Source organism: Aeromicrobium sp. PFPM2_SD2 (genome assembly GCF_057364525.1).
The window spans coordinates 1-10710 of record NZ_JBNFNZ010000041.1; the positions used below are offsets into that span (position 1 = coordinate 1).

The window sequence follows — 10710 nt, forward strand, 5'->3', positions numbered from 1 at the left end:
CCGCGTGCCGGCGCGGCCCGTCGTCGAGCCGCACCCCGAGGTGCCCGACGGCGTCCGCGAGCACCGGCCCGTGCTCGCCGTCGGTCCACTCCCCCTGCGTGAACGGTCCCCCGGGAGCCGGCGCCAGGCCGGCGAACACCTCGGCCAGGAAGCGGTGCTGGTCGCCCAGGACGTTGACGATCAGCCGGCCGGTGTCGTCCAGCGCCTCGGCCAGGTCGGAGTCCTCGTCGACCAGGCCCAGGACGCGCGCCGGGTCGCCGTCGGCCACCAGGAGCGACGACACCGTGAGCCCGGCCCGGTCCCGTCCGGCGCCGGTCGTCCAGACCGTGACCGGCGCGGCCAGGCGTCCGCGCAGCCGGCGCAACGGGTCGCGGTCGCCCTCGCCGGGCACGAACGGGTGGTCGGTGTGGATCGTCACGCTCTCACTCTCCCGGGAAAGCGCTGAGGGTGACGTTGTTGCGGCTCGACACGGCGTGTCGCCTCAACAACGTCACCCTCAGCGCGTGGGCGACCGCTCAGCCTCAGAGGAGGCTGCGCAGCACGTACGGCATGATGCCGCCGTTGCGGTAGTAGTTCGCCTCACCGGGGGTGTCGATGCGGACGACCGCGTCGAACTCCTTGTCGCCGGCCTTGACCTTGACGGTCCTGGGCGTGCGGCCCTCGTTGAGCTCGGTGATGCCGGTGACCTCGAAGGTCTCCTCACCGGTCAGGCCGAGGCTCTCGGCGTTCTGGCCCTCGGGGAACTGCAGCGGCAGGACGCCCATGCCGATGAGGTTCGAACGGTGGATGCGCTCGTAGCTCTCGGCGATGACGACCTTGACGCCCAGCAGCGCGGTGCCCTTGGCCGCCCAGTCGCGCGACGAGCCCGAGCCGTACTCCTTGCCGGCCAGGACGACCAGCGGGGTGCCGGCCTCGGCGTAGCTCTGCGACGCCTCGAACACCGTCGTGACCTCGCCGTCGCGGGTGAAGTCGCGGGTGAAGCCGCCCTCGGTTCCCGGCGCGATCTGGTTGCGCAGGCGGATGTTGGCGAACGTGCCGCGGATCATGACCTCGTGGTTGCCGCGACGCGACCCCAGCGAGTTGAAGTCGCGCGGCTCGACGCCGTTCTCCATGAGGTACTGGCCCGCGGGGCTGTCCTTCTTGATCGCGCGGCCGGCGAGATGTGGTCGGTCGTGACCGAGTCGCCGAGCTTGAGCAGCACCCGGGCGCCGGAGACGTCCTCGACCGGGGCCGGCTCGAGCTCCATGCCGTCGAAGTAGGGCGCCTTGCGGACGTAGGTGGAGTCCGCGTCCCACTCGAAGGTATCGCCGTCGGGCGTCGGCAGGTTCTGCCAGCGCTCGTCGCCGGCGAAGACGTCGGCGTACTCACGGCTGAACGTGTCCGAGGAGATGGCCGCCTGGATGACGTCCTCGACCTCGGCCGGCGAGGGCCAGATGTCCTTGAGGTACACCGGGTTGCCGTCGGTGTCGGTGCCGAGCGGCTCCGTGGTGATGTCCATGTCCATCGTGCCGGCCAGGGCGTACGCGACGACCAGCGGCGGCGAGGCCAGGTAGTTCATCTTGATGTCGGGGTTGATCCGGCCCTCGAAGTTGCGGTTGCCCGAGAGCACCGAGACGACGGCGAGGTCGTTCTCGTTGACCGCGGCGCTGACCTCGGGGATGAGCGGGCCGGAGTTGCCGATGCAGGTGGTGCAGCCGTAGCCGACCAGGTTGAAGCCGAGCTTGTCCAGGTACGGCGTGAGGCCGGCGCGCTCGTAGTAGTCCGAGACGACCTTCGAGCCGGGGGCCAGCGTCGTCTTGACCCAGGGCTTGCGCGCCAGGCCCTTCTCGACCGCCTTCTTGGCCAGCAGCGCCGCGCCGATCATGACCGACGGGTTGGACGTGTTGGTGCACGACGTGATGGCCGCGATGGTCACCGCGCCGTGGTCGAGCTCGAACTGCGTGCCGTCCTCGAGCGTCACCATGGCCGGGTTGCTCGGGCGTCCGCCGTCGGCCGGGGCGCAGGACGCGTAGTCCTTGGGCGCGCTCTTGCCGTCGTCGTGGCTCGAGACCGGGTCCGAGGCCGGGAAGGTCTCGGCGACGGCCTCGTCGTAGCCGGTCTCCTCGTTGGCCGCCGGCGGGACGCCGGGCTTGCGATCGGCGTCGACGTCGTCGGTGACGTAGTCGGCCAGCGCGCCGCGGAAGCCCTGCTTGGCCTCGGCCAGCACGACGCGGTCCTGGGGACGCTTCGGGCCGGCGATCGACGGGACGACCTCGGAGAGGTCGAGCTCGAGGTACTCGGAGTAGCGCGGCTCGGCCGACGGGTCGTGCCACAGGCCCTGGGCCTTGGCGTACGCCTCGGTGAGCGCGATCTGCTCCTCGCTGCGGCCGGTGAGGCGCATGTACTTGGTCGTCTCGTCGTCGATCGGGAAGATCGCGACGGTCGAGCCGTACTCGGGGCTCATGTTGCCGATCGTGGCGCGGTTGGCCAGCGGGACGGCCGAGACGCCGGGGCCGTAGAACTCGACGAACTTGCCGACGACGCCGTGCTTGCGCAGCTGCTCGGTGATGGTGAGCACCAGGTCGGTCGCGGTCGCGCCCTCGGGCAGCTCGCCGGAGAGCTTGAAGCCGACGACGCGCGGGATCAGCATGCTGATCGGCTGGCCGAGCATCGCGGCCTCGGCCTCGATGCCGCCCACGCCCCAGCCGACGACGCCCAGGCCGTTGACCATCGTGGTGTGCGAGTCGGTGCCGACGCAGGAGTCGGGGTAGGCCACGACCTCGCCGTCGGCGTCGCGCGTGAAGACGACGCGCGCGAGCTTCTCGATGTTGACCTGGTGGACGATGCCGGTGCCCGGCGGGACGACCTTGAAGTCGTCGAAGGCGCCCTGGCCCCAGCGCAGGAACTTGTAGCGCTCGCCGTTGCGCTCGTACTCGATCTCGACGTTGCGCTCGAACGCCTCGGGGGTGCCGAAGACGTCGGCGATGACGGAGTGGTCGATGACCATCTCGGCCGGCGCGAGCGGGTTGATCTTGCTCGGGTCGCCGCCGAGGTCGGCCATCGCCTCACGCATGGTGGCGAGGTCGACGACGCACGGGACGCCGGTGAAGTCCTGCATGATCACGCGGGCGGGCGTGAACTGGATCTCCTTGCTGGGGTCCGCCGTGGCGTCCCAGCCGGCGAGGGCCTCGATGTCGGCCTTCGTGATGTCGGCGCCGTCCTCGGTGCGCAGCAGCGCCTCGAGCAGGATCTTCAGGCTGTACGGAAGCGTGGCGACGTCCAGCCCCTCGCCCTGGACCGCGTCCAGGCGGAAGTACTGGTAGCTCTGCTCACCAACCTTCAGCGACTCCTTGGCGTGGAAGCTGTCGACTGCCATGGTCTTCTCCTTCGATGGCGCTGGTCGGTCCCCATCCTGCCCACGGTCCATCATGCGACGCGCGATCAGGTCTGCCTAACCGTAAGTATCTTGATATCAAGATACACGATATCAAGGGTTCGCTCACGCTGCGCGCAGCGACACGGTCACCAGAGGGTCGGGGCGTGCAGCACCGGCCACACGAACCACACGTAGCTGGCCGCCACGACGAGCAGCCCCGCGACGCCCAGCACCTCGAGCACCGTGACCACGGTGCGGCGCGGGGCGGTCAGCAGCGCGTCCTCGCCCGTGGCCTCGACGACCCGGCTGCGGGCGAGCAGGTCCGCGGGGTTCGGCAGCGACGGCACCACGAGCAGCACCAGGCAGACGGCCACCACGAGGTAGGCGGCGATGCCGACGTGCCAGGCGTCCGGCGTCGCGACGCGCAGCACGGTCGGCAGGCCGAACGGCAGGGCGGTGAGCAGCAGGTCGAGCAGGACGACCTGCACCAGACCGCGGACGAGCCCGCGGCCGGCGCCGAGCCGCTCGCCGGAGTCGCGGTCGACGACCCGCAGGCCGACGCGGTGCATGCCGATGCTGTGCCCGCGCACGCCCTGGCGCAGCCCGTTGTTCCAGAGCAGGAACAGCTCGCCGACGACGAGGCCCGTGACGAGCAGGTGGTCGGGCAGGCCGTCCTGCCACGAGACGTCGACCGGGTCCATGCCGAGCAGGCGGGCCAGCAGCAGGGCCGCCGTGGCGACGACGACGGCGGCGGTGAACGCGGTGCTGAACAGCAGCGCGTCGTTGAAGAACGCGTCCTGGCGCCTCTGGGTCAGCGTGGTCGTCGGGCCCTCGACCTCGGTGCTCATGCCCACACTGTCGCGCGTCGCCCGCGGCGGAGCAAGCAACGCGCCGGGGCGCGGCGAGAGGTCTCCGGCCGCTCGCTGGACGCGCCGGCCGGCTCAGGCCGTGCGGCGGAGCACCGCGACGCACTCCACGTGGTGCGTCTGCGGGAACAGTCGAAGGCGCGCAGCCCGTCCAGCTCGTACCCCCGGGCGGCGAAGGACGCCAGGTCGCGCGCGAGCGCGCGGGGTCGCAGGCCACGTAGACGATCGTGCGCGGCTCGAGCGCGGCGATGCCGGCGACGGCCTTCTTGGCTCCGGTGCGCGGCGGGTCGAGCACGACGACGTCGAGCCGCTCCCCCACCTGCCGGCGGCGCAGGGCGGCCTCGACCGTCGCGTCGACCAGGCGCACCTGGGCGAACGCGTGCAGGTTGCGCCGGGCGTCGCGGGTGCCCCCCGTGGTCGGCCTCGACGCTCACGACCGAGCCGGTCGGCCCGGTGGCCTCGGCCAGCGGGCCGTGAACAGCCCGACGCCGGCGTAGAGGTCGGCGACGGCGTCGCCCGGACGCACGTCGGCCGCCGCCATGACCGCGTCGGTCAGCGTGCGCGCCGAGGGCGGGGGTCGGAGCCTGCCAGAAGGCCCGATCCGGTCGACCCGGTAGCGGTGGTCGCCGACCTGCGTCGGTCACCGCGCCGCGGCCCGCGCGCCGACGGCCGTCCAGGCCGACGACGCCGTCCACGGCCAGGCCCTCCGGCACGGGGCCGTCGGCGACCACGAGCGTGTCGCCGGTGGACGAGACGACGGCCTCGACGCTCGGCGAGCGCCAGTCGTGGGGCAGGACGTCGGGCAGGTCCGGGTGGGCGATCCAGCAGTGCTCGACCTCGACGACCTCGTGCGAGCGGTGCTTGCGCAGGCCGAGGTGACCGGTCGGACCCGGCACGAAGGTCATGCGCGTGCGCCAGCCGAGGACGGGCTCGACCTCCTCGACGACGACCTCGCGGTCGATGCCGGCCAGGCGGCGCAGCTGCTCGGACACGACGTCGCCCAGGAGGCGGCGCTGCTCGGCGGGCTCGACGTGCTGGAAGTCGCAGCCGCCGCACAGGCCCGGACGCGCGTACGGGCACGGTGGCGTGACCCGCGCCGGCGACGCCTGGTGGACCTCGACGGCGTCGGCCCGCACGAAGCTGCGCTGGCGCTCGGTCACCCGGGCGGTCACCCTCTCCCCGGGATCGTGTGCCGGACGAACAGCACCTGGCCCTCGTGCCGCGCGACGCAGTGGCCGCCGTGGGCCACCGGACCGACGTCGACGACGACCTCGTCGCCGACGTCCAGTCCCTCACTCACCGACGTAGCCACGACGCACGTCCCCCGGCGCGGAGCCGGCCGTCGGCGGGCGACGGTCCTTCGCCGAGCGCAGCTGGTAGGCCACGCTCGTCACCATGACGCCGGGCATGAACAGCAGGCGTCCCTTCAGCCGCAGGGCGGTCTGGTTGTGCAGCAGCTGCTCCCACCAGTGGCCGACCACGTACTCGGGGATGTAGACGGTCACGACGTCGCGCGGGCTGGCCCGGCGGCGTTCCTTGACGTAGCGCACGACCGGCCGGACGAGCTCGCGGTACGGCGAGTCCAGGACGGTCAGCGGGATGCCGATGTCGCGCGCGTCCCACTCGGCCAGGAGGCGGCGCGTGGTCTCGGGGTCGAGCTGCACCGTCACCGCCTCGAGGGTGTTGGGGCGCGAGACCTTGGCGTAGGCCAGGGCCCGCATCGTCGGCTTGTGCAGGCGGCTGACCAGGACGATGCCGTGGACGCGGCTGGGCAGGGCGACGTCCTCGTCGCCGATCGTCAGCTCCTCGCCGACCAGGTCGTAGTGGCGGCGGATCGCGCGCATGAGCGCGAACAGCACCACCATGGCCGTGATGGCGATCCAGGCGCCGGCCAGGAACTTGGTGATGAGGACGATGACGAGCACCAGGCCGGTCAGCACGAGGCCGAAGGCGTTGACGCCGCGCGAGCGCAGCATGCGCCGGCGCGCCTCGGGGTCGGTCTCGGCGGCCAGGTGACGGGTCCAGTGCCGGATCATGCCGAGCTGGCTCAGCGTGAACGAGACGAAGACGCCGACGATGTAGAGCTGGATGAGGTGGGTGACCTCGGCGTCGAAGGCCAGGATCAGCACGATCGCGGCCGCGGCCAGCAGCACGATGCCGTTGCTGAACGCGAGGCGGTCGCCGCGGGTGTCGAGCTGACGCGGCAGGAAGCCGTCGCGGGCCAGGATCGAGCCGAGCACCGGGAAGCCGTTGAAGGCGGTGTTCGCCGCCAGCACCAGGATGAGCCCGGTGCAGGCCATCGTGAAGTAGAACAACGGCGCCAGGTCGGCGTACAGCGCGCCGGCGAGCTGGCCGATCACCGTGTCCTGGACGTACCCGTCGCCGACCGGCACGCCGTCGCGCAGCAGCTGGGTGCCGGGGTCCTCGACGTACTTCAGGCCCATGAGGTCGGCCAGGACGATGACGCTCAGCAGCATCGTGATGGCGATCGTGCCGAGCAGCAGCAGCGTGGTGGCGGCGTTGCGGCTCTTGGGCTTGCGGAAGGCCGGGACGCCGTTGCTGATCGCCTCGACGCCGGTCAGCGCCGCGCAGCCCGACGAGAACGCGCGCGCCAGCAGGAACACCATCGCGATGGTCGTCACCGCGCCCTCGTACGGGGCCTCCGGGACGAGCTCGAGGTCGGCGCTCTCGACCTGCGGCAGCGAGCCGGTCAGGTAGCGGACGTAGCCGACCACGCCCATGCCGATGACCGCGACCATGAACAGGTAGGTGGGCACGGCGAACGCGCGTCCGGACTCCTTGGTGCCGCGCAGGTTCATCGCCATGAGCACGAGCACGAGCCCGGCCCCGACGGTCGCCTCGTGCCCCTGCACGAACGGCAGGGCCGCGGACGCGTTCTGCACCGCCGACGAGATCGACACCGCCACGGTGAGGACGTAGTCGACGAGCAGCGCGCTGCCCACCGACAGGCCCGCCGCGGGCCCGAGGTTGACCGTCGCGACCTCGTAGTCGCCGCCGCCGCTCGGGTAGGCGTGGACGTTCTGGCGGTAGGACGCGACGACGGTCAGCATGACCACCGCGACGGCCAGGCCGATCTGCCAGCTGAACGCGTAGGCGCTCATCCCGGCCAGCGACAGCGTCAGGAAGATCTCGTCGGGCGCGTACGCCACGGAGGACAACGCGTCGCTGGCGAAGATGGGCAGGGCGAGCCGCTTGGGCAGCAGCGTCTCGCCCAGCTGCTCGCTGCGGAGCTTGCGCCCGACGAGCGTCCGCTTCACGGACCCGGAAAGACTCACCCGCAGATCGTAGGACCCCGGGTCCGTCAGCGCGGGACGACCGGCCTGCGGAGGTGTAGCGTCTGCGCGTGCACATCGTCATCATGGGCTGCGGACGCGTCGGGTCGACGCTCACCCAGAGCCTGGAGGACCGCGGCCACACGACCGCCGTCATCGACTCCAACCCCGACGCGTTCCGGCGTCTCGGCCCCGGGTTCACCGGCACCACGGTCACCGGCGTCGGCTTCGACCGCGACGTGCTGCGCCAGGCCGGCATCGAGCGGGCCGACGCCTTCGCCGCCGTGTCGAGCGGCGACAACTCCAACATCATCGCCGCCCGCGTCGCGCGCGAGCAGTTCGGCGTCGCCAACGTCGTCGCCCGGATCTACGACCCGGGCCGCGCCGAGGTGTACGAGCGCCTGGGCATCCCGACCATCGCGACCGTGCCGTGGGCGGCCGACCAGGTGCTGCGCCGGCTGCTGCCAGCCGGCAGCGAGCCGATCTGGCGCGATCCGTCCGGCGAGGTGCGGCTGGACCACGTCTACGCGCCGCTGCGCTGGGTCGGTCACCCCGTGTCCGACCTGGAGCGCGCCGCGTCGGTGCGCGTCGCCTACCTGATGCGCCTGGGCACGGGCATCATCGCGACGCCCGACACCGTCGTCCAGGAGGGCGACTACCTCAGCGTCTTCGTGCGCGAGGTGGACGCCGAGGCCGCGCACGCCGTGCTCGACGCCGGACCGCAGGAGGACGCATGAGGGTCGCCATCGCCGGGGCCGGCGCCGTGGGGCGCTCGGTCGCCCAGGAGCTGCTCGACCACGGGCACACCGTCCTGCTCATCGACAAGCAGGCCACGTCCATCCGCAGCGACGTCGTGCCGGACGCGCAGTGGCTGCTCGCCGACGCGTGCGAGTTCTCCTCGCTGTCGGAGGCCCAGCTGCAGACCTGCGACGTCGTCATCGCCGCCACCGGCGACGACAAGGCGAACCTGGTCATCTCGCTGCTGGCCAAGACCGAGTTCACCGTGCCGCGCACCGTCGCCCGCGTGAACCACCCGAGCAACGAGTGGCTCTTCGACGCGTCGTGGGGCGTGGACGTCGCGGTGTCGACGCCGCGCCTGATGTCGGCGCTGGTCGAGGAGGCGGTGACGGTCGGCGACCTGGTGCGCCTGTTCACGTTCCGCCAGAACGAGACGAACCTCGTGGAGCTGACGATGCCCGAGGACTCGCCCTTCGTGGGTCACCGGGTGCGCGACGTCCCGTGGCCGGCCGACGTCGTGCTCGTGGCGATCCTGCGCGACCAGGCCGTCCACACGCCCGACCAGGACCGCTCGCTCGAGGCCGGCGACGAGCTGCTGTTCGTCTCGCCCGAGGCGGCCGAGGACGCGATCGGCGAGCTGCTCGCCCCGAAGCGCTAGGAGCGCTCGGTCGCGGCGTCCGGCTCCAGCGGGGTGGCGTTGCGGCCGAGCACGGCGACCATCGCCAGCAGCGCGGCGACCTGCAGCGGCCAGCCGAGCACGATCTTGCTGGTGCCGAGCAGGCCCACGTGGTCGCCGAGGTACAGCGGGTACTGCACGAGCACGCGCACGATGCACGGCAGCGCCAGCAGCCAGGTCAGCCGGGCGCACAGCCGCACCATCGCGCGGTCGCGGCGCCAGCCGGTGGGGTCGTTGGTGACGGCGCCGACGAGGAACCCGACGAGCGGCCAGCCGACGAGGATCGACGCGACCAGGCCGACGGCGTAGGCGCCGTTGTAGAGGATGCCGGGCAGGAAGACGTCCTTGGCCTCGCCGCTGCGCGACGCGAACACCGCGGCGATGGCGATGCCGACGAAGGCGTTGACGACGAACTGGGTCGACGAGCGCTGCGCGAGGCGCACGACGATCAGCAGCAGCGCCAGGCCGATGCTGACGGCCAGGGACGTGCGCAGGTCGTGGCTGACCAGCCAGGCGATCGTGAACGACGCGGTCGGGACGGCGGCCTCGAGGATGCCCCGGCCGCCGCCGAGCGCCTGGGCGAGCTGCTGGCGGACGAGCTGCTCGACGGTCGTGACGTCGGCCGTGGTCATGCTCGGCTCGCTCACGCGGAGAGCTCGTAGCGCGGGTTGAAGATGATGCGCTGGCCCTCGCGGCGTCCGACCCGGCCGTGGGCGGTCAGGCGCCGGCCCGGCTCGATGCCGGCGATGCGGCGCCGGCCGAGGAAGACGAGACGGACGGCCTCGGTGCCGTCGTACAGCTCGGCCTGCAGCGCCGGCGCGCCGCCGATCGGCTCGAGCGTCACCGAGCGCAGCACGCCGTGGACGTCCACCGAGCAGCGCTCGCCCTGGGCGGCGATCGCACGGCAGCCCGCGCGCTCGACGTCCTGCTGCAGCTCGTCGTGCTCCTGGCGGTCCAGGGCGTCGCGGCGCGGGGCGGTGCCGCGCGAGAAGAGGCGTGCCATGGCGCCAGTGTAGGCGGGTTGCGGGGACGGTCCGTCCGGTTCGCTCAGACCGCGAACCCGCCGGTGGAGCCGTAGCCGCCCTCGCCGCGCACGGAGTCGGGCAGGGCGTCCACCTCGGCGAACGTGGCGAGCTCGACGCGCTGCACCACGAGCTGGGCGATGCGGTCGCCGCGGCTCAGCCGGATCGGCGTCTCGCGGTCGAGGTTGACCAGGGCCACCTTGATCTCGCCGCGGTACCCGGCGTCCACCGTGCCGGGCGCGTTGACGATCGAGAGCCCGTGCCGCGCCGCGAGCCCGGAGCGCGGGTGGACGAACGCGGCGTACCCCTCGGGCAGCGCGATCGCCACCCCCGTGGGCACGAGGCGCCGCTCCCCCGGCGCCAGCTCGACGTCCTCGGTCGTCACGAGGTCGGCGCCGGCGTCGCCGGGATGGGCGTACGCGGGCAGTGGGACGTCGGGGTCGAGCCGGGAGATGAGCACCTGCACCATGGCCGCGACCCTACCGGCGACCCGCGTGCCGGGACGCGTGGCGCGGTCGGGCACAGTGAGGGCCATGAGGTACGAGGAGCGCCTGGTCCCGTCGGCCCCCTGGTGGGCGCTGGCCCTGGGCTCGGGCGTCGTCATGGGCTGGATCGTGTGGGTGGCCTCGACGGCGTCGCGGGGCTCGTCGCGCTCGTGGTCGTCGCGCTGCTGGGCGTGGTGCTGGTCGCGCGCTGGACGCTGCGGGTCCGGGTCGACGACGACGGCACGCTGCACGTGGGCCGCGCCGTGCTGGGTCCC

Annotated in this window: 10 protein-coding genes and 1 pseudogene; 2 read left to right on the forward strand and 9 right to left on the reverse strand. The window is 72.4% G+C overall.

Annotation, left to right across the window (positions count from 1 at the left end; all coding sequences use genetic code 11):
• The 6 genes and pseudogenes from AC2W7G_RS03935 to AC2W7G_RS03960 form a co-directional block, all read right to left on the reverse strand.
• A partial coding sequence (locus tag AC2W7G_RS03935) for a flavin reductase family protein (RefSeq protein WP_485867288.1) occupies nucleotides 1–418 on the reverse strand: 418 nt, incomplete at its 3' end.
• A 103-nt stretch (nucleotides 419–521) separates the two neighbouring features.
• Nucleotides 522–3355: pseudogene (locus AC2W7G_RS03940) on the reverse strand (aconitate hydratase).
• 146 nt (nucleotides 3356–3501) lie between these two features.
• Nucleotides 3502–4203 carry an RDD family protein gene (locus AC2W7G_RS03945; protein WP_485867289.1) on the reverse strand — a complete coding sequence of 234 codons (702 nt, stop codon included), beginning with the start codon at nucleotides 4201–4203 and terminating at the stop codon, nucleotides 3502–3504.
• Nucleotides 4200–5393, reverse strand: a complete 1194-nt coding sequence (locus AC2W7G_RS03950) for a hypothetical protein (RefSeq protein WP_485867290.1) — start codon at nucleotides 5391–5393, stop codon at nucleotides 4200–4202. The genes AC2W7G_RS03945 and AC2W7G_RS03950 overlap by 4 nt, the downstream gene beginning before the upstream one ends.
• Nucleotides 5390–5521 (reverse strand): TRAM domain-containing protein, encoded by a 132-nt coding sequence (locus tag AC2W7G_RS03955; protein ID WP_485867291.1) that lies wholly within the window; start codon nucleotides 5519–5521, stop codon nucleotides 5390–5392. Before AC2W7G_RS03955 ends, AC2W7G_RS03950 begins: the two co-directional genes overlap by 4 nt.
• Complete coding sequence (locus tag AC2W7G_RS03960; RefSeq protein ID WP_485867292.1) at nucleotides 5514–7517, reverse strand: APC family permease; 2004 nt, start codon at nucleotides 7515–7517, stop codon at nucleotides 5514–5516. The genes AC2W7G_RS03955 and AC2W7G_RS03960 overlap by 8 nt, the downstream gene beginning before the upstream one ends.
• 68 nt (nucleotides 7518–7585) lie before the next feature.
• On the opposite strand from AC2W7G_RS03960, the gene AC2W7G_RS03965 reads away from it, so the two are divergent.
• Together AC2W7G_RS03965 and AC2W7G_RS03970 are read left to right on the forward strand one after the other, a co-directional pair.
• Nucleotides 7586–8251, forward strand: a complete 666-nt coding sequence (locus tag AC2W7G_RS03965) for a potassium channel family protein (RefSeq protein ID WP_485867293.1) — start codon at nucleotides 7586–7588, stop codon at nucleotides 8249–8251.
• Complete coding sequence (locus AC2W7G_RS03970) at nucleotides 8248–8910, forward strand: potassium channel family protein (RefSeq protein ID WP_485867294.1); 663 nt, start codon at nucleotides 8248–8250, stop codon at nucleotides 8908–8910. The genes AC2W7G_RS03965 and AC2W7G_RS03970 overlap by 4 nt, the downstream gene beginning before the upstream one ends.
• Here the strand turns inward: AC2W7G_RS03970 and AC2W7G_RS03975 are convergent.
• The 3 genes from AC2W7G_RS03975 to dut are packed head-to-tail and all read right to left on the reverse strand — an operon-like array spanning nucleotide 8907 to nucleotide 10419.
• Nucleotides 8907–9575: a DUF3159 domain-containing protein gene (locus tag AC2W7G_RS03975; RefSeq protein ID WP_485867295.1), complete on the reverse strand. Its 669-nt coding sequence runs from the start codon at nucleotides 9573–9575 to the stop codon at nucleotides 8907–8909. The genes AC2W7G_RS03970 and AC2W7G_RS03975 overlap by 4 nt on opposite strands.
• Nucleotides 9572–9931: an OB-fold nucleic acid binding domain-containing protein gene (locus AC2W7G_RS03980; RefSeq protein ID WP_485867296.1), complete on the reverse strand. Its 360-nt coding sequence runs from the start codon at nucleotides 9929–9931 to the stop codon at nucleotides 9572–9574. The genes AC2W7G_RS03975 and AC2W7G_RS03980 overlap by 4 nt, the downstream gene beginning before the upstream one ends.
• Before the next feature lie 44 nt (nucleotides 9932–9975).
• Nucleotides 9976–10419: a dUTP diphosphatase gene (dut, locus tag AC2W7G_RS03985; protein ID WP_485867297.1), complete on the reverse strand. Its 444-nt coding sequence runs from the start codon at nucleotides 10417–10419 to the stop codon at nucleotides 9976–9978.
• Nucleotides 10420–10710: the final 291 nt, after the last annotated feature.

Coding starts and splice junctions, on each gene's coding strand:
- dut (WP_485867297.1), bottom strand. CDS start 10,419: ATGGTGCAGGTGCTCATCTCCCGGCTCGACCCCGACGTCCCACTGCCC.
- AC2W7G_RS03945 (WP_485867289.1), bottom strand. CDS start 4,203: ATGAGCACCGAGGTCGAGGGCCCGACGACCACGCTGACCCAGAGGCGC.
- AC2W7G_RS03980 (WP_485867296.1), bottom strand. CDS start 9,931: ATGGCACGCCTCTTCTCGCGCGGCACCGCCCCGCGCCGCGACGCCCTG.
- AC2W7G_RS03970 (WP_485867294.1), top strand. CDS start 8,248: ATGAGGGTCGCCATCGCCGGGGCCGGCGCCGTGGGGCGCTCGGTCGCC.